This is a genomic window from Chelativorans alearensis (assembly GCF_010993735.1).
GTDB classification, from domain to species: Bacteria; Pseudomonadota; Alphaproteobacteria; order Rhizobiales; family Rhizobiaceae; genus Chelativorans; species Chelativorans alearense.
In genome coordinates this window covers 498,003-520,939 of sequence record NZ_WQNI01000001.1, presented here as the reverse complement: position 1 = coordinate 520,939, position 22,937 = coordinate 498,003, and the positions used below count along the sequence as shown (strand labels likewise).

Here is a 22,937-nt window from a genome sequence, read left to right as displayed (position 1 = left end):
GTGAGGTAGCCGGTGACGCCTGGTACCCGACCTACTCAAGAGACCGGCCGGGCTACTTGACGAGTGCGGGCGACATTCCCGAAGACCGATGGCTCGTGGGCGACTCTCTCGGATACAGCGGTCCGTGGGGTACGACCTATCCGACCAATCTCCGCCATCACCTCGGCACGATGGATGAGGACACATGGGTTGAACACGCGCGGACCCTAAAGACGCGCCCGCCTATGCCGTGGTTCAACTTGCGTGCCTTTTCCGAGGATGGACGCATTCCCGCATAGCCTGGAACCGGCAGGAGGAAACAATGTCCGACACATTCTCCCGCAAACACGGCGCCCGCAGCGCAATCTTTCTCGAAACGCGAAAGGTGAATGGCGCAGCCGGTGCCTTCTGTCGTCGGTCGTCCTATGGCTTTTTGGTCCCCGGTCGAATGATGACCGAGGAGGAGATTTGATGAGCGGCCGAAAACGGGCCTTGCGCTCGAATTTCGAGGTCGGAACGTCGCGTTGGGCGGTTCGGCGGGCGCAGTGGCGTGCTCTCGGCATCACCGACGAAGACATGCTCAAGCCGAAAATCGCGGTCGTGAACACGTCGTCGGATATAGCCATCTGTTTTTCTCATGTGGACGAAATCGCCAGGAGAGCGAAAGGATGGATTCGCGAGGCGGGCGGACTTCCTTTCGAGATACGCACCACGGCTCCGTCCGATTTCATCATTTCCGCTGGCCGTCGCGCCACCTTCATCCTGCCGAGCCGGGACCTGATCGCCAACGACATCGAGGTTCAGGTGGAAGGCCCGCAACTCGACGGGATGATCCTTCTGACCTCCTGCGACAAGACCGTGCCGGGGCAGTTGATGGCGGCTGCCCGGCTGAACATTCCCGCACTGGTCGTTATCTGCGGTTATCAGGCGAGTGGCGAGCTGGACGGCGAGCATGTGGATATCGAGGAGGTATTCCTGCATGCCGGCCACCATGCGCAGGGGGCGATCAGCCTCGAGCGGCTTACTGCGATGGCCGATGCCGCCATTCGCTCGCCGGGCGTGTGTTCCGGCATGGGAACGGCGAATTCGATGCATTCGGTGGTCGAGGCCTTGGGCATGGCGCTGCCGGGAAGCGCGCCTGTCGCGGCCAATTCGCCCCACATGTGGGAGATGGTGGAGCGCAGTTGCCGGCGGATTGTCGAGATGGTGTGGGAAGATCTCCTCCCAAGGCAGATCCTGACCGAAGGCGCCTTCCGCAATGCCGCGCGCGTGGTGCTGGCCGAGGCCGGTTCGATCAACTGCATCAAGCATCTGCAGGCCGTAGCGCTGGAGGCGGGCGTCGATATCGACATCTACGAGACCTTCGACAGGGAGTCGGATCGCACACCAGTGCTTGCCGCCGTGCGCCCCATCGGTGCCGACAGCATAGAAGCGTTCGAAGCGGCAGGCGGTGCCCGCGCCGTGATGAAGCGGCTGGAGCCGCTGCTCGATACGGATGTGCTGACGGCGACCGGCCGGAGCCTCGGCACCGAACTCGCGGACGTGGCGTTGGCCGGCGACACGGTCATCCGGCCGCTGGAGCAGCCCTGGTCGAAGGAGGCGGCGATCGTGCTCCTCAGCGGCAGCCTTGCGCCGGAAACAGCCATCGTGAAGGTCGGGCTGCGGACGCCGGACCGCAAGCTGGCATTTCGTGGTCGCGCCCGCATCTTCGAAGACGGCGCCAGTGCAGAGGCTGCCTTGTCGGCGGGGCGGATCGTGGCGGGCGATGTGGTCGTGCTGCGCGGGCAGGGGGTTCGCGGCGGGCCTGGCATGGGCGGCGCATCGCGGCTGGTCTTCGCGCTGGAAGGTGCTGGCCTGGGCGCCGAGGTGGCCGTGGTCACGGACGGGCAGCTTTCCGGCCTTGTGAACAAGGGGCTGGTGGTCGGCGAGGTGCAGCCGGAAGCCGCCGATGGCGGCCCGCTCGCGCTCGTTCGCGATGGAGACGTGATCGACATCGACGTGCGCGACAAGCGCATCGACCTCGAAGTGGATGCCGACGAACTCGCCACCCGCGCGGCAAGCTTCTCGCCCCCATCACCCCCGGACGACTCGGGCTGGCTGAAGATCTACCGGCAGAACGTCCAGCCGCTCCGCCGTGGGGGCTCACTCATCGAAACCGCCGTAAAGGAGAAGGAATGACCGCATCGCGTCCCATCAACCCGGAGACGACCATCGTCCGGTGGAACGGCGTCGATGAAAGCCGCGAGCTGGAGGTGGACCTGTGCGTCGTCGGGGCGGGAATCTCCGGCACCACCACCGCGCTGGAAGCGGCGCGGCTGGGCATGAAGGTCGCCATCGTCGATGCGTTCCCCGCGCTCGGCGGACAGGCGGTCAACTCGATCATCGGCACGTTCTGCGGGCTCTACAGCAACGGCACCCACGGCTACCGTTTCACTTATGGCGTGGTGGACGACATGCTTGCGGCGCTGGGGGCGGAGGGCGCGGTCCACTACCGGCATGGGCCGATGACGACGGTGGTGCACTATAACGAGATTGCCCTGTCGCGCTGGGTGGAGCGCTCCATCGATGCGGCCGGCATCACCCCCATCGTCGGTGCGACCCTGCGCACCGTGCATCGGGACGACCGACGTATCACCGGTCTCCACTTCATCACGCGATATGGCGATGTGACGATCCGCGCGCAAAGCTATGCCGATTGCTCGGGCGATGCGGCGCTGATGTATCGCGCGGGCTTCGCCTGCCGCGAGCCGGTGGAGAAGATCTATGGCAGCCAGCAGGCGGTGATCGAGGGCATCGGCGACGGCGAGCCGCCCTCGCGCGAGGAATTGGCGGCGCGCATCGAGAAGAAGGCGGGCGAATACGGCCTCATTCGCCACAACGGCCTGGTCTTCTATTTTCCGGGGAAGGATGTGGCCGTCCTCAACATGACGCATGTGGAGACGCCGCTCGACCCGATAGAAGCCTCCCGGACCGGCATCATCGGCAAGGATCAGGTGGACCGCGGCGTCCGGCTCTTGCGCGATGAGTTTCCCGATATCTTCGGTAATATCCGCGTGCGCAGCTACGGCTTTCCCGGCATTCGCCAGACCCGCTGGATCAAGGGCGTGCACCAGATCACGACGGAGGAGGTGAAATCGGGCCATCGCTATGCCGATGCCATCGCCCGCACCGCCTGGCCGATCGAACTGCACAACGCACCGGAAACCTTTGTGTGGGAAGTCTTCGGCGAGGACCACGTTCACTACGTTCCCCTGTCGGCGATGCTTTCGCCGGAAGCCGAAAACGTCGTCGCGGTCGGCCGCTGTATCGACGGCGATCCGGCTGCCCTTTCGTCGGTGCGGGTCATGGGCCCGTGCATGGCCATGGCCCGAGCCGCCGCAAACGCCCTCGATCTCGCGGGATCGGGAAGCGTGCACGACATCGATATCGCCGCACTGCAGAAGCGTGTGGCGGACAATCTCGAACGCTGCGACAGCGTGGCGCCGTGACAGGGAGGGAATAGACGCTGAGGTGAAGGAGAGGGGTGTTGGAATGCGTCTGAGCGACCGTGAGAAGGCGATGCTGGACGGGGCCGAAGGCCCAGCGCGCCAGCGCGCGATGGATTTGCTCGTCCGCTATGGCACCGCACTTGGGGCCGAGCGGCTGATCCCCGTCACCAATGTCGCGGGCACTTGGTCGTCGACCACCCCATGGGTGCAGGCGGACCTCGACGCGCCGGACGATTTCGACACGATCTTCTCCCGCTTCAACCTCGATTCCGACGACACGGTGGAGACGCCGCAGGCTGTAGTCTCCACCTGCCAGTTGATCCACGGCATCGACACGCGGAACCACGCGCTTCAGGGCTTCAGCCGGGAAAAGGCCGAGTTGCAGCGCAAATCGGAGGAGTTTTTCGGCCGCCGCGGCGTGCAATGGGCGTCCACCTGCACGCCCTATCAGGTGGGCAATGTCCCGGTGAAGGGGGAGCATCTTGCCTGGATGGAGAGTTCGGCGGTGGTCTATGCCAACGCCGTTCTCGGCGCGCGCACGAATGTCGAGGGGCGCGAATCCACCGGTGCTGCCTCCATCACCGGCCTCATCCCGGATTTCAGCCTCCACATCACGGAAAACAGGCTCGCGACGCATCGGGTCCGGGTCGAAGCGGCACCCGAGACCATGATGGATTGGGGCCTCTTGGGCTATGCCGCCGGCGAGATGGTGGTGGACGATATCCCCCTTCTCTCCGGGGCGATCCCGCAGCCGCGACCGATGCACCTGAAGCATTTCGGCGCCGCGGCGGCGAGCTCGGGCGGGGTGGAGATGTACCACATACCCGGTGTGACGGCGGAAGCCTCGAGCGAGGAAGAGGCGCTCGGCGGTCGCGCGCCGCGAGAGGAATTCGTCTATGACGAGGCGGCGCGGCGGCGGGCGTTCGAGCATATCAATGCCCAGGCGAGCAATCGCAGTGTCGATTTCGTCATGTTGGGCTGCCCGCACAATTCCATCGAGCAGATGTGGCAGATCGCGGCCTTGCTCGACGGGCGCCGGATCAGCTCCAATGTCGCTCTCTGGGTTCACACGCCGCGCCAGATCCGGGCCCTGTGCGACGATTGCGGCTACACGGCCGTCATCGAACGTGCCGGCGGCCACGTCATGTCCGACAGTTGCCCGGCGATCAACCGCGCCACCCCGCCCGGCACCGAAGTCATCGCCACCGATAGCTGCAAGCAGGCGCACTACCTGCCGGCCATCACCGGCAAAGAGACCTGGTTTGGCTCGCTCGAGCACTGCATCGACGCCGCCATGACCGGACGGTGGAGCGGGGAGCTGTGACCATGGCGGCGGAGACCGAAACAGTCGTGATCCGGGGGCGCTGCGTGGTGGGCGGTGTGGCCGAGGGTAGGGCCTTCGTGACCACCCAGACGATTTCCGGCTGGGGCGGTATCGATGCTGCAACCGGCGCCATCACCGAGATGCGGCATGAAAGGCGCGGCGAATCCTTTGCAGGGCGTGTGCTCGTCTTTCCCGGCGCCAAGGGGTCTTCCGGCTGGTCCCACTACTTCCACATGACCAGACGGCTCGGGACAGCGCCGGCGGCCATGCTGTTCACCATCATGACGACCAAGATCGCGCTCGGCGCGGTGGTGACCCGCGTGCCGGCGATGACCGATTTCGACCGCGATCCCTTCAAGGTGATTCGCGACGGAGACCTGGTTCGCGTGGATGCCGACGCGGGGAGGGTGGAGGTCACGCGCGTGCGGTTCTGATTTTCGAACGTCCGGGAGGGCGACGTGCTCAAGGAGGAGAAAGACATGAGATATCTTATAAAAGATACAAGACACCTGACTGGGGCGGCTGCAGCGGCAATCGCGCTCCAGCTCGCCGTCGCGAGCCCGCTCGCCGCGCAGGAACTTGTCTACGGTTCGTGGCTCGGGGCCAGCAACAACACCAACACGAAGGCCCTGGTGCCCTATTTCGACATGGTGCGGGAGGCGACGGGCGGCGAAGTCGATTGGAAGATGGTCGGCGGCGCGCAGCTCGCGACGGGTCCGGGCACGCCGGAGGCGGTGGGCAGCAACCTCATGGATGCCGGCCTCGTCATGGCGCCCTATCAGCCGCGCATGCTGCCAGCCACGAACCTGATCTTCAGCCAGTCCCTCATCGGCGACCATTATCTGGCCTCGGTCGGCGCCATGAACGAGGCACTGATGCTGGGCTGCGACGAGTGCCGCGAGGAGTTTGAAGCCAACAACGCAGTCGGCTTCGCGGGCTACGGCACATCGCCCTATCTCTTCATGTGCCGGGGCAAGCCTGAGGGCATAGAGGATTTGCAGGGCCTTGCCATCCGCAGCTCCGGCGGTGGGGTGAGCATCACCAATATCCTGGGCGGCACGCCGGTTTCCATGCCGCCGAGCGAGGCGACATCGGCGCTCGAGCGCGGCGCGCTCGACTGCGTGCTGGGCGCTGTCGCCTGGCTTACGAGCTACGGCTACATGGATGTCGTCAACACGGTGATCGACGCACCGATGGGCATGGGTGGCCCGCCGGTGATGATGTATGTCAACCGCGACATTTGGGAAGCCATGTCGCCCGAGGCGCGGAAGGCGCATATCGACCACGCGCCCGATCTGGTGACGATGACCACCTTCGATGCGCAAATCGCCGTGGACGAGAAGACGGAAGAGGAGGCGCGCTCGCGTGGCATCACCTTCATCGAGGGGGGAGAGCCCTTTGCCCAGGTGATGGAGAAGCGGGATGCGATCCAGTACGAGGAGAATGTCGCGGCCGCGCGCGATTCCGGTGTGAAGGATCCGGAAGCGATCCTCGATTTCTATCTCGCGGCCTTCGAGAAATGGAAGGGCATCATCGAGAACGAGGTCGGCGACGACCGCGAAGCCTTCCGCGAGGCGCTGTGGCGCGAGGTTTACGCGAAGGTGGATCCGGAAGCGCTTTGATGCCCGTTTTCTTGCGACTCCAAGGCAACGAGCCGGGGCCAACGGATGCCGCGTCGACCCCCACTCCGTCTCGGCCTTCGGCCGATCCACCTCTCCCCCGCTCGACGGGGGAGAGGAAGCGCCGGCCGGACCGCTTGGCGCCCTTCCTCTCCCCCGGCAGGGGGAGAGGTGGCTTGCGAAGCAAGACGGAGTGGGGGTGATTGGTGCCGCGTTAACCCGAGTTCGCGACGGGTCGCACCACCCTGCTGTCCGGCAGCCTTTTCCGGTCATGAGACAAGGAACTTGCCATGGCTCTGCTCGAGCGCCTTCTTTCCGGGCTCACCCGGTTCTTCGCCTGGGTTGCCGTCGCGGCAACCATCCTGATGATGCTCCACGTGACGGCGGACGCGATCGGCCGCACCTTCTTCAGCCGGCCGATCGCCGGGACGATCGAGATCGTTTCGGCCTACTACATGGCGGCTATCGTCTTCCTGCCGCTGGCACTGGTGACGCGCGAACGGGGCCACATCATCGTGGATCTGTTCACAGGCTGGATGAAGCCGCGCTCAAGGACGCTGCTCGATGGGCTCGTGGGTATCGTCACCCTTACCTATACCGCCACCTTTGCCTGGAAGGCCTTTGAGATCGCCGTAAGCAAGATGCGCATACGCGAGGCCCAGGAGACCGGCACCGGCGTCATCGAGATATGGCCCTCCCGCTGGACGGTGGTGGCGGGCTTCACGCTCATGGCGGTCTATCTCGCCATCTATCTCTTCCGCGATCTTCGCGCCGGCGTCACCGGACGCCTCGATCCCAATGCGGGCGCGGGCGGCTTCGGGAGCGAGAGCCCCCGGGATGGAGGTGCGAACCTATGAGCAACGAGCTTCTGGGCTTCGGCAGTCTCGGCCTCGTCCTCCTGCTGATCGCAATCCGCATCCCCATCGGCGTGGCGCTCGGCGTCGTCGCCTTTCTTGGCCTGACCCTTCTGCGCAATGAACGCGTCGCCTTCGCGGTGATGCAGAACACCCCTTTCGAAGTGGCCGCCAAGTGGGAGCTTTCGGCGGTGCCCATGTTCATCCTGATGGGAGCGGTGGCCCATGCGTCCGGCATCTCCACAGCGATCTTCAACGCCGCGCGCCTGTGGTTCAGTGCCTTGCCGGGCGGTCTCGCCGTGGCGACCAATTTCGCCTCGGCGGGCTTTGCCGCCGCTTCCGGCTCCTCGGTGGCCACGTCGGCGACCATGGGCCGGCTCGCCATTCCCGAGATGCTGAAGGCGGGCTATGCGCCAAGCCTGGCGGCCGGGGTGGTTGCATCCTCGGGCACGCTTGGCGCCCTGATCCCGCCGTCGATCCTCTTCGTCATCTATGGCGTTTTCGCCGAAGTCTCGATCACGCGGCTCCTCATCGCCGGCGTCATCCCCGGGCTGCTGACGGCCTTTATCTATGCCGCCATGATTATCGGCCGATGCTATTTCCAACCGGAGATCGCGCCCCGGCTCGACCATACGATGAAGGGACGCGCCTTGTGGCGTGCGCGCTGGGCCTCGCTCCTGCCGATCTGGCCGCTTCTGGTCCTCATCGTCGGCATCATCGGCGGCCTTTATGCGGGCGTCGTGACCCCCACGGAAGCCGGTGCGGCAGGCGCGTTCCTGGCCTGCGCGGTCGGTTTTATGCAGCGCCGGCTGACGATGGACATGCTGTTTTCGGCGGTCTTCGACACGATTAAGACCACGTCGCAACTGCTGTTCGTCGCTTTCGGCGCGGTGATGTATACGCGCTTCCTCGCGCTTGCCGGAGTGCCCGGCATGATGGCGGCGCTGATGGGCGACTGGGCGCTGGACCCGGTGCTGATGCTGGTCGCGGTGTCGATCATCTACATCATCCTCGGCATGTTTCTCGATCCGCTCGGCGTGCTCCTGCTCACACTGCCGATCGTGCAGCCGATGTTCGCCGCGCTTGGGCTCGACCCCATCTGGCTCGGCGTGATCGTCGTGAAATATATCGAGATCGGCCTCATTACGCCGCCCGTCGGGTTCAACGCCTATGTGGTGAAGAACGTTGTCGGCGACCGGATCTCCTTGGAGACGATCTTCCGTGGTATCGGCTGGTTCCTTGCCTGCGAGGCGGTCATCATGGTTCTGTTGCTGAGCTTTCCGGAACTGTCGCTGTTCCTTCCCAACATGATGCGCAATTGACCGTCATGCGGAAAAGCATTCATTCTTCATCCCTCAATTCCTGAGCGGGTGGACGTGAATGTTTCAGTTGGTCGATCTGGAGGCGTTTCTGGCTACGGCGCGCTTGGGAAGCTTTTCCGCTGCCGCGCGCGAGATGGGGACGGCCACATCGGTCGTCACCAAACGCGTTTCGCGGCTGGAAGATGTCGTCGGGACGAAGCTGTTCACGCGCTCCACGCGGAAGCTTGCCTTGACGCTCGACGGCGAGCGCCTGCGCCCGCGGTTGCAGGTGGTCCTCGCCGAGTTGCACGAAACCGTTCTCAACGGCGCAATCCGGGACAAATCCATCCGCGGCAGACTACGGGTCAAGTCTCCCACGACGGTCGGCACCATGTTTGTCGGCCAGTCGCTCGCGCGGTTCCAGAAGGCCAATCCGGGGGTCACGACCGAACTCTCGATGATGGACCGCTCGGTCAATCCCCTGGAAGAGAATTTCGACGTGGCGCTTGGCGCGCTGCCTTCCTCCTACAACAGCGTAGAGGACGTTCCTCTTTGCCAATATCACCGCGTGGTCGTGGCATCGCCGGATTTCATAAGACGCTACGGTGCGCCTCGCCGCCCGGCCGAGATCATCGGATACAATTGCCTCGCCTTCCTTCCTATCGGTATATCCTGGACCTTCAACAGTGAGGGAGGAACGCAGGTGGTGGATACCCGCTCGGTTTTCCTCGTCAACGACAGCCGCGTCCTGCTCACCGCCGCGCTTGAGGGGCTCGGCATCACGGTCCTGCCACGCTTTTTGGCGGATGCGGAAATCCAGGCCGGACGTCTTTGCCCGATCCTGGAGGATCATCCGATCACACCGCTGTGGTTCAAGGCGCTGGTGCCGCGAAACCGGCTGGAGCGTCCAGAGGTTGCCGCCTTGGTGCAGCACCTCAGGCAGGAATTCGTTTCTCTGCCTCCCTGCGGAAGCCATCCCACGGGGGAAGCGGCCGCGACGCAGTGACAAGGGCGTCGATGATCGCCTGGATCGTCGGGTTCGCCTGACGACCTTCGGGAACCAGAATCTTCATGTAGAGATCGGGCACGCGGAAGTCCGGGAAAATCTCGACCATCTCCCCGGCCTCCAGCGACGGCCGCGCCATGTATTCGGAGACGATCGCCACGCCCACGCCGCTTGCCGCCGCGTCGTGCAGAACGCGGCCGTCGGTCGCGCTGAATACGCTGTTGACCTCGACGGCCACCTCGCCGGAGGGGCCTTCGAAGGCCCACCGCGTTCCGCTCGCCGGAAAAGTGATGCAGTCATGGTGCGCCAGGTCGCGCGGATGCTGCGGGTTCCCGCGGCGCGAAAGGTAGGTGGGGGAAGCCACGATCACCCTGGGCAACGGGCAGAGGGGAATGTCGAACACATGCGGGAAGGTCGCCGGCAGCGCCCCGAGCGCAAGGTCGTAGCCTTCTTCCAGCGGGTTCACGGTTCGATCGACCATGGCGAGATCCATGCGCACGCCGGGATTGTCGATGCGGAACTGGATCAGCACATCGCTCAAATGCAGCGACGTGAGCGTGGACGGGCATTTGATGCGGACATGCTCCTGCGCTTTTGCAGCACCTTCCACGCCGTCGAGAGCCGCGTCGAGTTCGGCGAGGAGGGCGATGAAGCGCTGTTGATAGCCATGTCCCGCGGCGGTCAGCTCCAGGCCCCGGGTCGAGCGCATGAAGAGCTGCGTCTTCAATTGATACTCGAGCTGCGAGATGCGCTTGGAGACGACCGACGGGACCGTGTGCGATTCGCGCGCTGCGGCCGAGAAGCTGCCGGCCCGCGCGACGGTCAGGAATGCCCTTATGTTGGAGATGATATCCATTCGAGATTTCCGGCCTTGTTATCGGCCGCCTCTTCGGTTCGCTCCCCAAGGATCAGGTCCACGGCCCGCTCGGCGATCATGACGACCGGCGCGCAGGTGTTGCCGGAGGGGATGGTGGGCATGATCGAGGCGTCGACCACGCGCAGCCCCGCCATGCCGTGAACTTTCAGGCGGGCATCCACCACTGCCTCCGGCCCCGGCCCCATCTTGCAGGTGCCGACGGGATGGAAAGTGGTCGTGACGGTCCGGCGCGCATAGCCGAGGAGTTCGTCGCGGGTCCGAAGCCCGGCGCCGGGGGCGATCTCCTGCGGCTCGAAGCGCGCCATGGCGGGGGCGCAGGTGATCCGGCGGACGAGCTCGACCGAGCGCACAGCGATCTCGCAGTCATAGTCCGTGGCGAGGAAGTTGTGGAGGATTTCGGGCTGCGCCTTCGGCTCGGGGCCGGTGGCGTGGACGTGCCCCCGGCTTTCGGGGCGCAGAATGCAGACCGCCGACGTCATGCCGGGATAGTTGTGGATCGGCCCGCCCACGCGGTCGTAGCTGGCGGCCGAGGCGTGAATCTGCACGTCCGGGGCGGGTGCATCCTCCATCACTTTGGCGAAGACGGCAAGGAGTGCGGGCTGGGCGGATAGCGGTCCGCGCCGGCGCAGCACGTAATCCGCCCCCATGAGCGCCTTGCCGAACGGCGAGCTCACCCGGCTGTTGAGCGTCCTGGTATTGCGCACGCGGGTCTGCACGCGGATATGCCAGTGGTCCTGCAGGTTCTCGCCAACTCCCGGTAGCTCATGCACGGGGTCGACACCAAGCGCCTTTATCCGCTCGGCTGCACCGATGCCCGAACGCTCCAGGAGAATGGGCGTGCCGAATGCGCCCGCGCACAGGATCACCTCGCGCCGCGCCGTCGCAATGACCGTCTCTCCGTCCGCACGAAATGCCAACCCTGTGGCGCGTCTACCCTTACAGATAACCCGCTCGGCCATGGCGCCGGTGCGGACCGTCAGGTTCTCTCGGCCGGAGGCGGGGCGGAGGAACGCCTTTTCGGTGGATTGCCGGCGGCCGCGCATGACCTGCGCCTGGAAATACTGGACGCCCTCGTTTTCGCCGGAGTTGTAGTCGCGTGTCGCCGGGATGCCGATTTGCGTGGCGGCCTCGGCGTAGGCGTCGAGCACCGGCCAGCGCATTCCCGGATCGGTGATCTTCCACTCGCCCGTCTTGCCGCGCCCCTGCAGGTCCTCGCCGATGAAGTTTTCGGAGCGCATGAAGTAGGGCAGCACGTCGTCCCAGCTCCATCCCTCGTTCCCTTGTGCCGCCCAGTTGTCGTAGTCCCACCGGTGGCCGCGTACATAGACCATGCCGTTGATGCCGGACGAACCGCCCAGCATCCGGCCTCGCGGCAGGGGGATGGTGCGCCCGCCGCAGTGGGGCTCGGGCGCGCTTTTGTACATCCAGTCGAATTTTGGGTTGCCGAGAAGCTTCGGAAGCAACAGCGGCACCTCGATGTAAGGGTGCCGGCCGGAGCCGCCCGCTTCCACCATCAAAACGCGGATGTTCGGGTCCTTGCTGAGGCGGTTCGCAAGCAGGCAGCCGGCGGTGCCGCCGCCGGCGATGATGTAGTCATAGGTAAGGCCGCTCATCGATCCCTCTCAGTTCATCAACGCGGGCAGGAACAGCGCCAGCTGCGGAAAGGCGATCAGGAGCGTCACCACGATCAGGTCGCAGACCAGGAACCAGCCGACGCCGCGGAAGATGGTGGTCACCGGAATCTCACGGCCCGCGACGCCGCTGACCACGAAGACATTGAAGCCCAGCGGCGGGGTCAGCATGCCGATCTCGATGAACTTCACCACCAAGACGCCATACCAGACGAGGTCGAGGTCGAGCGCCGTCAGGAGCGGGATGAAGACCGGCATGGTGATCAGCATGATGCCGATCGGGTCGAGAAACATGCCGAGGACCAGGTAGACCGCCGTCATGGCGAGAACGACAGCCAAGGGATCGAGGCCGAGCGGGGCGACGAGGTCCGTCAGCATGGCCGAGGCGCCCGAGAAGCTCAAAAGGCGCGTGAACATCAACGCGCCCATGCCGACGAAGAAGATCTGCGCCGTCGTCATCACCGCCTCGCGCACAGCTTTCCAGAGCTTGGCAAGCGTCATGCGGCCTTGGACGACGGCGATGAAAAGTGCGAGGAGCGCGCCCGCCGCACCTGCCTCCGTCGGAGTGACGGTGCCGCTATAGAGCCCGCCGATCACGCCGAGAACGAGGACGAAGAGCGGCCAGATCTCGGCCAGCGCCCGCCAGCGCTCGCGGCTGAGGTTGCCGCCCGCGTGGGCGATACGCGGGGCAAGCGCAGGATTGCGCCAGCAGCGCAGGACGATCATGATCGTGTAGGCAATGGCGGTCATGAGGCCGGGGACGATACCGGCGATCAGGAGATTGACGATCGAGGTCTCGGCGAAGATGCCGTAAAGCACCATGAGGATCGAGGGCGGGATCAGCGCGGCGATGGTGCCGGCAGAGGCGACGACACCCGAGGCAAGGCCCTTGTCGTAGCCCGCCTTCAACATCTCGGGGATGGCGAGGCGCCCCATCGCGGCAGCGGCGGCGACCGACGAGCCGCAGCCCGCCGCAAACCCCGCGGAAGCGGCGTTGGCGGCGACGGCAAGGCCGCCGGGAAGGGCGGAGAGCCATAGGCGGGCGGCGTTGAAGAGTGCGGTGGCGATGCCCGAGACATAGACGATCGAGCCCATGAGCAGGAACATCGGGATCGCCGAAAGGTCCCAGTTGGCGGCGAAATAGTAGGGGATCTCGCGCAGCTGGCCGAGCGCGGCGTTGAAGTTGCGCAGCCACCAGAAGCCCGCGAAGCTGACGACGCCGAGCGCCACGCCGATCGGCGTGCGGACCGCAATCAGGGCCAGCACAGCGCCAAGGCAGACGAGGCTCAGGATCAGTCCATCCATCGGTTTCCGCTCATGCGTCGGGGATGCGGGCTTGATGGGGGCTCTCGCCGTCGTCCGGCAAGAGCAGGCGGGCGAGCCGCAGCGTCAGGCAGAGGAAGAGGCTCGCGCCCGCGATCGGCAAAAGCCAGCGCCCCGGCCAGACGATCATGTAACCGCCGGAGATCTCCAGCACTTCGCCTTGTTCCGTCCGTCGAGCGGCCGAAACCCAGCTCTCCCAGGTGAAGGCGAACATGTAGGCCATGCCGAGAAGCGTGGTGAAGATGGCGAGCGCGCGGCGCATCCACGGCCGCATGGCATCGGTGAACACACCGACCGAGATATGGTCGTCATACTTGCCAAGAAGGGCGATCGGCAGGAAGGCAACGGCGATCATGTAGTAGGCCGCGACCGTCTGGTTTGCCTGCCGCAGCGGCGCATTCAGCACCGTGCGCGCGAAGACGTCCACGCTGACATGGATCATCATCGTGAACCCGGCGAGGATCGCGAGCGCCAGAAGCGCCCGCGACCACAATTCCAGGAGCCGATCGATCCGGTCCAGCAATTAGAGGCTCCCCGGGTCGACCTTGGAGTAGACCTCTTCCCAGAGCGCCTTCTCGAAGGCCTCCACATCGGTCCCGATCTTGGCCGACAGGCCGCGCCACTTCACCAGCGCGGTGTCGTAGGCGTCGAGAAACGCTTCGGGGTGCTCGACGCCAAATCCCTTGGCAAAACCGATGGCGATGTTGCGCTGGTCCTTGATGAAATTGTCCATCAGCGCCTGCCATTCTTCGGGATTTTGCGGTTCGATCATCTTCACGCCGTTGTTGGCGATCTGGTCTTCCAGCACCTCGTTGGTGCGGATGATGAAATTGTTGATCGTGTGCGCCGCCGAAAGATGCACCACGGCCTTCAGGTGGGCGCGCTTCTGGTCCTCGGTGAAGCTGTCCCAAACGTCGTGGTTGATCATCAGGCCGATGATCGGGGCCGAAACGCCGAGCGAGAAGTCGGTCACGTTCTTGGCGAAATCGCCATAGCCGAAGGTCTTGAGCCAGTCGCCGATGCCTGTCGTACAGTCGATGCCGCCGCGCTGGAGCAGGGAGACCGTATCGATCAGCGAGACCTGGACCGTGTTGGCGCCTGCCATCTGCATGATGTTGAGCGGCGCGCCGGAGGAGCGCACCCGCAGGTTCTTAAGTTGGTCGACGGTTTCAATCGGATCGCGGCAGATCAGCATATAAGGCGCGCTGGCATAGCCCCCCATCGGCACCATGTTGAGCTTCTTGGTCTCCTCGATGCACGACGGGCAGTGCAGCATCACCACTTCGTTCGCCGCGCCAGCCGCCGCGACCGGGTCGTCGCCCGGTACGGCAAGTCCGTAGAGCGTGGCGGTGGAGGGGAGAAGGTTCGGGACGTAGTTGGTGGCCGCCACGCCGGCATCCATCAGCCCGTCCTGGATTGCGGCGAATGTCTCGACCCCTCCGGCGAGCTGGCCGCCGGCGATCAGGTTCCACTTGATCTCGCCGCCCGTATCCTCCTCGATCCGCCGGAAGACCTCCGGCAGGGCATCGGAATTTATATAGTCGGAGGCCGGGACCCAGGACCCGTAGGTGAATTCCGCCGCCGCCGCCGATGCCGTGGCCGTGGAAAGCGCCAGAGCAACGGTCGCGGTGAATACAGCCAGACGTCTCATCAAGTCTCTCCTCCCTTTGATGAGCAGTTCGTTCCGCGCCTTTGCCGCGCGGATTGGGATATTCCGGGATAGGGGGAAATGCTGCCTCGAACGGGGAGCGGTGCGAACGCGCCACCGCTTCGCCGGTAGCTGCACGCTGTGATATCGCTACCTTCCAGCTGCACTGGCATTCCTCCCGGTCAGGAGGCTATTCAATCGCGACTCGACAGGGAATGACTGATTTAGCGCTTACATCTTTCGCGAAACGCGAAGGCCGACCAGCAAACGATACCGGTATGCATCATTCCTTGGTGGAAGCATCCGCCCGCCTGGCGGCCGGCTCCGGAAGGTCCACCACCACATATTCGTCCTCGACCTCCACCGGCACGATGTCGGCAACGTAAGGCCCCTTGACGAGTTCCCCGCCGGCGACTGCCTCCACGGCATAGGCGCGGGTGCGGGTGGATTTCGGGTCACTCCAGGATTGCCCGGTACGCACGTCGTATTCCCAGCCGTGCCACGGGCATTTCAGCATCTCCGCTTTCCGGCACAGACGGTAGTCCCCCGGCCCGTCGCTCTCCACCGTTCCGGAGAGCCGGCCGCCCGACAGGCGGGCGCCGGCGTGCGGGCACCGATCGAGGAGGGCGAAGAACTCGTCGCCCACCCGTATCAGGCAGATTTCCCTGCCGGCGACCTCGATCCGGCGGATGCCCTTGTCCGGGAAGCCGTCCACACTTGCCACGACATGCCGGGTCATGCGTAGCCGTACAGCTTGCGAGCGTTGCCGCCGAGCACGCTCTCGCGCTGATGCGGCTCGACCGGGAAGCGGAAGATGCGGTAGGCGTCGTCGTAGTCCCAGTGTGGATAATCCGACGAATAGAGAATCCGGTCCCAGCCGATCCAGTCGATCACGTCGGCGATGTGGCGGCCGTTCTTCGGCTCTTCCATGGGCTGGGTCGCCCACCAGAAGTGCTCTTTCATATAGTCCGAAGGTTTGCGCTTCAGATGCGGAACCTCCTTGTGGAAGGTGTCGAAGTGCTTGTCCATTCGCCAGCCGAGCGCCGGCGCCCAGGAGAAGCCACCCTCGATGATCGCCACCTTCAGCTTTGGGAAGGCCTCCACAACACCCTCGATGATGAGACTGGTCACCAGTGCCTCGGAGCCTGGAACGAAGGTGTAGTGCTCCTGGAAATAGAAACTCGGCCAGCCGGTCCCGGTGGAGGGCTTGCCGGAGGAATAGCCGGCCGGATGCAGGCAGAGCGGCAAACCCGCCTCGGCCGCCGCCGCATAGATCGGCCAGTACTTGCGGGCGCCGAGCGTCTCGTTCGGGCGGGTGGACATGATCACCTGCGCGAACCGCCCGTCGCCGGCCCGCCGCTCGATCTCGGCGACGGCGGCTTCAGGGTTGTCCTGCGGCACCACGATCCCCGCCCTGAGACGCGGCTCGGGCTCCACCCATTCGGCAATCTGCCAGTCGTTCACCGCCCGGGCCATGGCCGCGGAGAGGTCGGGATTGCGTTCTTCCATGCCGCCGCGCCCCAACGCGATCAGGTGGCCCACCTCGATGTCGAGCAGGTCAAGATGCTGTTCGCGCAGCATCTCTAGGCTCGATCCGGGCGGTCCGTCCGCTGGACGCGCGTCCATGCGCATCCCGTTCGCGGTCATGCGTGGATAGGAGAGCTGTCCAACCAGTGCCTGGCGGATATGCGCGCCGAAGGTCTGCAAATGCTCGACCCAGCGCTTTTCCATATAGGGAAAGAGTGCCGCCGGCGATTTCTGGGTCGGATGGATATCGCAGTCGACGATGCGAAGCCGCGTCGTGCCCTCCGTTTCCACGAGCGGCCGGTTCATGTCGTCTCCTCCATGGCTTCGGCGGCCTGCCGCACCGCCGGATCGGCGGCAAGGCGCGGGTAGGCTTTGAGCGCGTTTCCGGCCAGGATGCCGGGAAGGGCTTCCTCGGGCAGGCCGGTCGGCAGGGGCTCGCCGCCGGTGAACTGCCTGTGCGGATAGTCGGTCGAATAAAGCAACATGTCGGTGCTGCCGATGTGCTTCAGGATCTGGCGGAGTTCCTCGGCACCCGGCGGATCGACCGGCTGCAGCGACAGGAACACACGTCCCGCCATGATCTCGGAGGGCTTGCGGTCCAGCCATGGTACCTCCTGGCGCACCCCGCGCCAGGTCTTGTCATTGCGCCAGATCGTCGTCGGCAGCCAGGCGAAGCCGCTTTCCAGGAAGACGACGCGCAGGTCGGGGAATTTCTGGAACACGCCTTCGCCGAGAAATCCCGTGAGGATGTTCTCGAAGGCCATGGACTGCATCACATAGTCCTCGAACTGGTAGGACGGCCAGCCGGACACGCTCGGCGGGATGCGATAGAGCCCGCCTGCATGGATCGCCAGCGTGAGGCCGTGTTTCTGGCAGGCCTCGTAGATCGGCCAGTAGTGGCGGTTTCCGTGATGGATCTCCTGCATGGCAAGCATCAGCACCTGCACGAACCGCCGGTCGCCCGAAAGCCGCTCGATCTCGGCGACCGAAGCCGCCGGGTCCTCGCCCGAGACGTAGATCGAGCCGCGCAGGCGCGGTTCGGCGTCGAGCCAGGCCGCCGCCACATAGTCGTTGACAGCGCTTAAGAGTGCCGCCCGCATGTCGGGATTGTGGAGCGCCACGACGCCGTGGAGCATCGAGGCAATCGCGATACCGGTCCCGAAGCGGTCGAGCGCCGCCGGCACGTCCAGCCCCTCGAAATCGGGATTGCGCGTAAGCGGCGCGTTCGCTGGATAGGAGGTCAGCCGGAACGGCATCGAGGGAAGTTCGCGGTCGACCACCTGCATTTGCCAGTATTCGTCGAGGAAGGGTAAAAGGTCGCCGACCTCCGCCTGCGGCAGATGAAAATCCGCATCGATGCGCAACGGTCTCCGTGACGGCACGTCGCTTCCTCCCGGCATTCGTCTCGAACGCGGATCATATTTCCAGCCTCTGCCTCGAGGAACTGAGCAATTCACGAAAGCACCTGTCGCGAAACGAGCGCCCCCGCGCGCGGGTTCATCGGCATGCTGTGGCCGCTCGCCCCGCGGGTTTTCGCGCTGGAGAAAAACAGGCGCGCCGAAATCCACTCTTCACGCGGGCCTCGGCACCCTGCAATAACGCACCCCAAGTCTCACGATCACGGCGTTTGCGGATGAGAGAAACGGCACACGGATAGGGCATGACAAGAACCGTCATCATCGGAGGAAGCCACGCGGCAGTCGCCGCGGCCAGCGCGCTGCGCCAATACGCGCCGGGGATGGAGATCGTCATCGTTTCCGAGGAAGAAGAGCTTCCCTACCAGCGGCCGCCCTTGTCGAAGGAGTATATGTCGGGCGCCATGAGCATCGAGCGGCTGCGGTTGCGCCCGCGCGAATGGTACGACGAACGGCGCATCGGCTTGCGCCTCGGCACTGCCGCGGCTTCGATAGACCGGCGCAAGAACGCGGTCCGGCTCGCCGACGGCGACACGCTCGCCTATGATGCGCTCTTGCTTGCCACGGGCGCCACCGCGCGCCGCCTGCCGGCTGAGATGGGCGGAGATCTTTCCAATGTGCGTGTCATGCGCACGCTGTCGGATGCCCGATGGCTGACGGCGGAAATGGCGGCCGGCAGGAAGGCGGTGGTGATCGGCGGCGGATATATCGGTCTGGAGGCGGCCGCGGAAGCGGCCAAGAAGGGGCTGAAGGTCACGGTGATCGAGGCCGCCGATCGGATCTTGAAGCGCGTGGCATGCAAGGAAACCGCCGCGGCCTTCCGCGCGCTGCACAAGGGGCACGGCGTCGATATTCTCGAGAATGCGCACGTCGAACGCATTCTCGAGAGGGACGGACTGGCCGGCGCGGTGCGGCTGAAGGATGGTCGGGAGCTGGCGCTCGACCTTGCAATTATCGGCATCGGCATCGACCCGAACGCGCAGTTGGCACAAGCGGCTGGGCTGGATGTGAGGGATGGGATCGTCGTCGACGACCATTGCCGCACAAGCGACCCAGCCATCTTCGCGGCCGGCGACTGCACCGTCTTGCCCTTTCAGGGGATGCCCACCCGCCTCGAATCCATGCAGAACGCACAGGACCAGGCCGCCATTGCCGCCGCCAACATCGCCGGGATGCCCACCGCCTACAAGCCGCATCCCTGGTTCTGGTCCGATCAGTATGATGTGAAGCTGCAGATCGCCGGGTTCAACCGGGGCTATGACGCCGTGCTTGCGCGGCCGGGCAAGCGCGGGGGCTCGGTCTCGTTCTTCTATTTCAGGCAAGGGCGGCTGATCGCGGTGGACAGCCTGAACGACGCGGCGACCTATGTCATGGCGCGCAAGCTCCTGGAAGCGGACGCGGTGATCACGCGCGCCGAGATCGCCGACGAAGCCTTCGATCTGCGGGAAAGGGTCAAGGCCCTTTCCATTGAACGTTCGGCCGCAGAGTAGGCAAAACGGATGGACGAAAAGATCCCACGAGTGAAGCTTCCCGAACTGCCGATCGAGGGGGGATGCCAGTGCGGCAACCTCGGCTATCGAATTATCGCGGCGCCACTCACCTACTACGTCTGCCACTGCACGGACTGTCAGAAGCAGTCCGGCAGTGCGTACGGCTCGTCTCTGATGGTTCCCGCGCAGGGCATCGAACTGCACGGCCCGTTCGAGACTTACGCCTGCAGGGGTGGCTCGGGCAGGATGTCGGACCGCGTCTTCTGCCCCACCTGTGGCGGACGCGTGACGCACCAAATCCAGGGTAGCGACGTCGTCGTGGTAAAGCCAGGCACGCTTGACGATACCTCCTGGCTGAAACCGGCCGGGCACATCTTCACCGCGAGCAAGCAACCCTGGGTCCCGTTGCCCGAAGCGGGTGCTCTCCTGTTCGATCACGGGCCGGACATGCAGGCGCTGCGGGATCGCTGGTGCCGGATGATCGGTGGAACAACGATATCATAGGGCTGGAGACCGCGTCGTATCAGCGCCGGGGTAAACCCTTGGGCCTGAGCGCCCGCTTCTGGGCCGCGATACGGAAAGGTGCGTTGGCTGCACCGTAGCCTTTGTAGTCGCCACGGCGCTCCACGATCTCAAAGAAGAAGCCTTCGGCGTAAGTAGTGCTGTAGAACTGGAGATACTCGCCCGTTTCGTCGCGATCATAGAGGATGTTGCCGGCACGAAGGCGGTCTGTCAGGCTGGGCTCGAGTCCGAACCGTGCTTCCAGATCCTCATAGTAGTTCGGTGAGATTTCGAGCGAGCGGAAACCGAGCGTTCGCATGCGTTCGGCCGTGGCGAAGATGTCAGCTGTCGCGAAAGCGAGATGCTGGACCGTGGAGCCGAAGCTCTCTGCCAGAAAATGACCGGCGAGCGTCTTGCGGTTTTCCGCTCCGTTGAGCGTCAGGCGCAGCGCTCCGTCTTCCCCCTCGATGACCTGGCTGCGGACCAGGCCGCCGGGATCCACGACGTCCACCATGGGCAGCTTCCGGGTCTTCAATATGGAGGTATAGAAAAGCACCCAGGTCAGCATTTCCTCGTAGTTCATGGTCTGCGCGATGTGGTCGATTGCCAGCAGACCGGCGTCCCCGATATCGGGAGATGGGAGCCACTCGAATTCGATGTCCCAAACTCTGGCCAGTTCGCCGCCGTCGATGAAATAGATAACGCCGCCGCCCACGCCGCGGATCGCCGGGATTGCGAGCTCGCCCGGCCCGTGCTTCTGCTCAAACGGTTCGGCGCCGAGCGCACGGGCGCGCGCCACGGTAGCGGCCGCATTCTCGACGCGGATGCCGATGGCGTAGGCGTTCGTCCCGTGAACGATGTAGGAGGTGTGTGCCAGGCCTTCGCGCTCGGTGTTGATGATGATGTTGATACCGCCGGCGTCCGGTCCCTGGCGCCACAGAACCACATCCTTGTTGCGATGCCGTGCGCGCGGCGTGAAGCCCATGGTGGAGAGCATCTCGCCGAGTTGCGACGCCTCTTCCTCGTTTGCGGCGAATTCGATGAACTCGACGCCCTCGACCCGCACGCGCTCCGGCATGGCCGGCACGGCGATGGAGATTCCGGGCTCTGCGTGGCGCACGTCGTCCATGAGGTTCACCAGCGAGCGGCGGCCATCCACCGCGATCGTCTTCGGTGAGCCGCCGCGGAACTGGTCGTTGAATATTTCCAGCGACAGCGGGCCGGCATATCCGGTCGCCGCCACGGCACGCATGAAATCGACGACGGGCAGGTCTCCTTCGCCGGGCATGTTGCGATAGTGGCGGCTCCACGAGAGCGTTTCCATCTCCATGCGCGGTGCGTCCGCTAGCTGGACAATGAAGATGCGGTCGCCGGGTATCGAACGGATCGTGTCGACGTCGATGCCACGCGCCAGCGTATGGAAGGAATCCAGGATCAGGCCGATATTGGGGTAGTCGGCCCGGCGCACGATCTCCCAGGCATCGCGATGATCGTTGATGTGGCGCCCCCAGGCGAGCGCCTCGTAGCCGACGCGCAAGCCGCGCCGCGCGGCGCGTTCCCCCAATTCGCGAAAGTCGGCGGCGGCCCGGTCGATGCCGCCCAATGCTGCTGGCGAAACGTTCGAGCAGACCAGCATGAGGTCCGTGCCGAGTTCCTGCATGAGATCGAACTTGCGCTCCGCCCGAGCGAAGGCACGGGCGCGCTGCGGCTCGGGCAGCCCTTCGAAATCCCGGAATGGCTGGAACAGCGTGATCTCCAGGCCATGGTCACGGATCATCTTGCCGACCTCGGCCGGGGTTCCGTCGAAGGCCAGGAAATCGTTCTCGAAGATCTCCACCCCGTCGAAACCGGCAGCGGCGATTGCCGCCAGTTTTTCCCGCAGATCTCCGCTTATGGAGACGGTGGCGATGGATGTCTTCATGCGTCCAGCTTTTCGAGCCCCACCGCGCCAAGTGCGTTGCGCAGTTCCGTGGCGTCGACCTCCTGCCCCGTGAAATGCCGAAAAGCGTCAATGCCTTGGTGAAAGAAAAGCTCGTAGCCGCTCATCACCGCGAGGCCGGCATCCAAGGCGAGGCGCAGAAAGCGCGTCTCAACGGGCGTATAGACCGCATCGAACGCCCAGGCCGCACCACGAAAGCTGTCGCCTTCCATCGCCGTTCCAGGATGGCCATCCATGCCCAGAGGTGTGCAGTTGACGAGCCCGTCCGCGCCGTTCGTCGCTGCCGATATCGAAGGCATGGACGCGACATTCATCGCCACTTGCGCCGCCACCAGCGCGCTTGCCAATTCATCGGCCTTTCTGGTGTCGGTGTCGAAGATGCGCAATTCGCGCGCGCCAAGGCGGGCCAGGGCAAAGGCAATGGCCTTACCGACGCCTCCCGCACCGGCCATGGCGACCACACCCGGTCCGGAATCGCCAAACGCCGCCCGGAAGGCGGAAACGAATCCCGTATAATCGGTATTATGCCCCTGCGGCTGCAGGCCATCGTAGAGAATGGTGTTGCAAGCGCCGATTTTCGCGGTCACCGGGTCCTGCATCGAAACCCGCGGCACAACCTCTTCCTTGTAGGGATAAGTGACGTTGATGCCGCGAAAGCCCGCGGACGCGCACCAATCGAACACAGCCTCGAATTCGAGCCCGAGATCGCGCGGTATCAGCCGCTCGTAAGTCACGTCGAGTCCACACAGCCTGCCAGCCTCGACATGAAGCCGGGGCGAACGTGAGCGAGCGATGTTGTCGCCGATAAGGCCGAGCCGTATGGCGGCCATGCACTGAACCTCTAGCTCTAGACCAGTTCATCGTTTCATAGAATCGATGAACTGGCCTAAGTTGTTGTTTTGTCGCAATTCCGGACGGAAAACCGGTTCTCACTTTTCCTGGAATTGCTCTAGGGCAGTTTGGAGGAGCTTATCCGGCGGACGCCGATTTTTCAACACACAATACGCATTTCGTA

The 22,937-nt window shown here is 64.5% G+C and carries 21 protein-coding genes; 11 read left to right on the top strand and 10 right to left on the bottom strand.

Going from position 1 to position 22,937, the window contains the following annotated elements:
* The first annotated feature begins 301 nt into the window (after positions 1-301).
* The 9 genes from GPJ75_RS02360 to GPJ75_RS02320 all read left to right on the top strand — a co-directional run bounded on the left by GPJ75_RS02360 (position 302) and on the right by GPJ75_RS02320 (position 9,571).
* Positions 302-451 carry a hypothetical protein gene (locus GPJ75_RS02360; protein ID WP_163264688.1) on the top strand — a complete coding sequence of 50 codons (150 nt, stop codon included), beginning with the start codon at positions 302-304 and terminating at the stop codon, positions 449-451.
* The gene (ilvD, locus tag GPJ75_RS02355; protein ID WP_205602445.1) at positions 451-2,157 is read left to right on the top strand and encodes a dihydroxy-acid dehydratase; all 1,707 of its coding nucleotides are present in this window, start codon (positions 451-453) and stop codon (positions 2,155-2,157) included. The genes GPJ75_RS02360 and ilvD overlap by 1 nt, the downstream gene beginning before the upstream one ends.
* Positions 2,154-3,467: an FAD-dependent oxidoreductase gene (locus tag GPJ75_RS02350; protein WP_163264684.1), complete on the top strand. Its 1,314-nt coding sequence runs from the start codon at positions 2,154-2,156 to the stop codon at positions 3,465-3,467. The genes ilvD and GPJ75_RS02350 overlap by 4 nt, the downstream gene beginning before the upstream one ends.
* 43 nt (positions 3,468-3,510) lie before the next feature.
* Positions 3,511-4,791 carry an aconitase X gene (locus GPJ75_RS02345; protein ID WP_163264682.1) on the top strand — a complete coding sequence of 427 codons (1,281 nt, stop codon included), beginning with the start codon at positions 3,511-3,513 and terminating at the stop codon, positions 4,789-4,791.
* 2 nt (positions 4,792-4,793) lie between these two features.
* The gene (locus tag GPJ75_RS02340) at positions 4,794-5,225 is read left to right on the top strand and encodes an aconitase X swivel domain-containing protein (protein ID WP_163264680.1); all 432 of its coding nucleotides are present in this window, start codon (positions 4,794-4,796) and stop codon (positions 5,223-5,225) included.
* A 45-nt stretch (positions 5,226-5,270) separates the two neighbouring features.
* A complete protein-coding gene (locus tag GPJ75_RS02335; protein WP_163264678.1) occupies positions 5,271-6,413 on the top strand; it encodes a type 2 periplasmic-binding domain-containing protein in 1,143 nt (380 codons plus the stop codon).
* A gap of 287 nt (positions 6,414-6,700) precedes the next feature.
* Positions 6,701-7,267: a TRAP transporter small permease gene (locus GPJ75_RS02330; RefSeq protein ID WP_163264676.1), complete on the top strand. Its 567-nt coding sequence runs from the start codon at positions 6,701-6,703 to the stop codon at positions 7,265-7,267.
* Positions 7,264-8,586, top strand: a complete 1,323-nt coding sequence (locus tag GPJ75_RS02325; protein WP_163264674.1) for a TRAP transporter large permease — start codon at positions 7,264-7,266, stop codon at positions 8,584-8,586. The genes GPJ75_RS02330 and GPJ75_RS02325 overlap by 4 nt, the downstream gene beginning before the upstream one ends.
* A 58-nt stretch (positions 8,587-8,644) precedes the next feature.
* Positions 8,645-9,571, top strand: coding sequence for a LysR family transcriptional regulator (locus GPJ75_RS02320; protein WP_163264672.1), 927 nt, complete (start codon positions 8,645-8,647; stop codon positions 9,569-9,571).
* On the opposite strand, the gene GPJ75_RS02315 is transcribed toward GPJ75_RS02320, so the two are convergent.
* The 8 genes from GPJ75_RS02315 to GPJ75_RS02280 form a co-directional block, all read right to left on the bottom strand.
* Positions 9,501-10,427 carry a LysR family transcriptional regulator gene (locus GPJ75_RS02315; protein WP_163264670.1) on the bottom strand — a complete coding sequence of 309 codons (927 nt, stop codon included), beginning with the start codon at positions 10,425-10,427 and terminating at the stop codon, positions 9,501-9,503. The genes GPJ75_RS02320 and GPJ75_RS02315 overlap by 71 nt on opposite strands.
* Positions 10,406-12,061, bottom strand: coding sequence for a GMC family oxidoreductase (locus tag GPJ75_RS02310; protein WP_163264668.1), 1,656 nt, complete (start codon positions 12,059-12,061; stop codon positions 10,406-10,408). Before GPJ75_RS02310 ends, GPJ75_RS02315 begins: the two co-directional genes overlap by 22 nt.
* Positions 12,062-12,070: 9 nt before the next feature.
* Positions 12,071-13,384 (bottom strand): TRAP transporter large permease, encoded by a 1,314-nt coding sequence (locus GPJ75_RS02305; protein ID WP_163264666.1) that lies wholly within the window; start codon positions 13,382-13,384, stop codon positions 12,071-12,073.
* A gap of 10 nt (positions 13,385-13,394) precedes the next feature.
* Positions 13,395-13,925, bottom strand: coding sequence for a TRAP transporter small permease (locus GPJ75_RS02300; RefSeq protein WP_163264664.1), 531 nt, complete (start codon positions 13,923-13,925; stop codon positions 13,395-13,397).
* A complete protein-coding gene (locus tag GPJ75_RS02295) occupies positions 13,926-15,053 on the bottom strand; it encodes a C4-dicarboxylate TRAP transporter substrate-binding protein (RefSeq protein ID WP_163264662.1) in 1,128 nt (375 codons plus the stop codon).
* 280 nt (positions 15,054-15,333) lie between these two features.
* The gene (locus GPJ75_RS02290) at positions 15,334-15,789 is read right to left on the bottom strand and encodes a Rieske (2Fe-2S) protein (RefSeq protein ID WP_163264660.1); all 456 of its coding nucleotides are present in this window, start codon (positions 15,787-15,789) and stop codon (positions 15,334-15,336) included.
* Positions 15,786-16,883 (bottom strand): amidohydrolase family protein, encoded by a 1,098-nt coding sequence (locus tag GPJ75_RS02285; protein WP_163264658.1) that lies wholly within the window; start codon positions 16,881-16,883, stop codon positions 15,786-15,788. Before GPJ75_RS02285 ends, GPJ75_RS02290 begins: the two co-directional genes overlap by 4 nt.
* The gene (locus GPJ75_RS02280) at positions 16,880-17,959 is read right to left on the bottom strand and encodes an amidohydrolase family protein (protein ID WP_246248874.1); all 1,080 of its coding nucleotides are present in this window, start codon (positions 17,957-17,959) and stop codon (positions 16,880-16,882) included. The genes GPJ75_RS02285 and GPJ75_RS02280 overlap by 4 nt, the downstream gene beginning before the upstream one ends.
* A 278-nt stretch (positions 17,960-18,237) precedes the next feature.
* On the opposite strand from GPJ75_RS02280, the gene GPJ75_RS02275 reads away from it, so the two are divergent.
* Positions 18,238-19,482, top strand: a complete 1,245-nt coding sequence (locus GPJ75_RS02275) for an NAD(P)/FAD-dependent oxidoreductase (RefSeq protein WP_163264654.1) — start codon at positions 18,238-18,240, stop codon at positions 19,480-19,482.
* A gap of 9 nt (positions 19,483-19,491) precedes the next feature.
* Positions 19,492-19,986, top strand: a complete 495-nt coding sequence (locus GPJ75_RS02270) for a GFA family protein (RefSeq protein ID WP_163264652.1) — start codon at positions 19,492-19,494, stop codon at positions 19,984-19,986.
* A gap of 19 nt (positions 19,987-20,005) precedes the next feature.
* Here GPJ75_RS02270 and GPJ75_RS02265 read toward each other — a convergent pair whose 3' ends face one another.
* A complete protein-coding gene (locus GPJ75_RS02265; protein ID WP_163264650.1) occupies positions 20,006-21,904 on the bottom strand; it encodes a bifunctional sugar phosphate isomerase/epimerase/4-hydroxyphenylpyruvate dioxygenase family protein in 1,899 nt (632 codons plus the stop codon).
* Positions 21,901-22,752: a shikimate dehydrogenase family protein gene (locus GPJ75_RS02260; protein ID WP_163264648.1), complete on the bottom strand. Its 852-nt coding sequence runs from the start codon at positions 22,750-22,752 to the stop codon at positions 21,901-21,903. The genes GPJ75_RS02265 and GPJ75_RS02260 overlap by 4 nt, the downstream gene beginning before the upstream one ends.
* Positions 22,753-22,937 lie beyond the last annotated feature (185 nt).

Excerpts from the sequence above, each read along its gene's own strand:
- GPJ75_RS02360 (WP_163264688.1), top strand. The coding sequence starts at position 302 with ATGTCCGACACATTCTCCCGCAAACACGGCGCCCGCAGCGCAATCTTT.
- ilvD (WP_205602445.1), top strand. The coding sequence starts at position 451 with ATGAGCGGCCGAAAACGGGCCTTGCGCTCGAATTTCGAGGTCGGAACG.
- GPJ75_RS02350 (WP_163264684.1), top strand. The coding sequence starts at position 2,154 with ATGACCGCATCGCGTCCCATCAACCCGGAGACGACCATCGTCCGGTGG.
- GPJ75_RS02345 (WP_163264682.1), top strand. The coding sequence starts at position 3,511 with ATGCGTCTGAGCGACCGTGAGAAGGCGATGCTGGACGGGGCCGAAGGC.
- GPJ75_RS02340 (WP_163264680.1), top strand. The coding sequence starts at position 4,794 with ATGGCGGCGGAGACCGAAACAGTCGTGATCCGGGGGCGCTGCGTGGTG.
- GPJ75_RS02335 (WP_163264678.1), top strand. The coding sequence starts at position 5,271 with ATGAGATATCTTATAAAAGATACAAGACACCTGACTGGGGCGGCTGCA.
- GPJ75_RS02330 (WP_163264676.1), top strand. The coding sequence starts at position 6,701 with ATGGCTCTGCTCGAGCGCCTTCTTTCCGGGCTCACCCGGTTCTTCGCC.
- GPJ75_RS02325 (WP_163264674.1), top strand. The coding sequence starts at position 7,264 with ATGAGCAACGAGCTTCTGGGCTTCGGCAGTCTCGGCCTCGTCCTCCTG.
- GPJ75_RS02320 (WP_163264672.1), top strand. The coding sequence starts at position 8,645 with ATGTTTCAGTTGGTCGATCTGGAGGCGTTTCTGGCTACGGCGCGCTTG.
- GPJ75_RS02315 (WP_163264670.1), bottom strand. The coding sequence starts at position 10,427 with ATGGATATCATCTCCAACATAAGGGCATTCCTGACCGTCGCGCGGGCC.
- GPJ75_RS02310 (WP_163264668.1), bottom strand. The coding sequence starts at position 12,061 with ATGAGCGGCCTTACCTATGACTACATCATCGCCGGCGGCGGCACCGCC.
- GPJ75_RS02305 (WP_163264666.1), bottom strand. The coding sequence starts at position 13,384 with ATGGATGGACTGATCCTGAGCCTCGTCTGCCTTGGCGCTGTGCTGGCC.
- GPJ75_RS02295 (WP_163264662.1), bottom strand. The coding sequence starts at position 15,053 with ATGAGACGTCTGGCTGTATTCACCGCGACCGTTGCTCTGGCGCTTTCC.
- GPJ75_RS02290 (WP_163264660.1), bottom strand. The coding sequence starts at position 15,789 with ATGACCCGGCATGTCGTGGCAAGTGTGGACGGCTTCCCGGACAAGGGC.
- GPJ75_RS02285 (WP_163264658.1), bottom strand. The coding sequence starts at position 16,883 with ATGAACCGGCCGCTCGTGGAAACGGAGGGCACGACGCGGCTTCGCATC.
- GPJ75_RS02275 (WP_163264654.1), top strand. The coding sequence starts at position 18,238 with ATGACAAGAACCGTCATCATCGGAGGAAGCCACGCGGCAGTCGCCGCG.
- GPJ75_RS02270 (WP_163264652.1), top strand. The coding sequence starts at position 19,492 with ATGGACGAAAAGATCCCACGAGTGAAGCTTCCCGAACTGCCGATCGAG.
- GPJ75_RS02265 (WP_163264650.1), bottom strand. The coding sequence starts at position 21,904 with ATGAAGACATCCATCGCCACCGTCTCCATAAGCGGAGATCTGCGGGAA.
- GPJ75_RS02260 (WP_163264648.1), bottom strand. The coding sequence starts at position 22,752 with ATGGCCGCCATACGGCTCGGCCTTATCGGCGACAACATCGCTCGCTCA.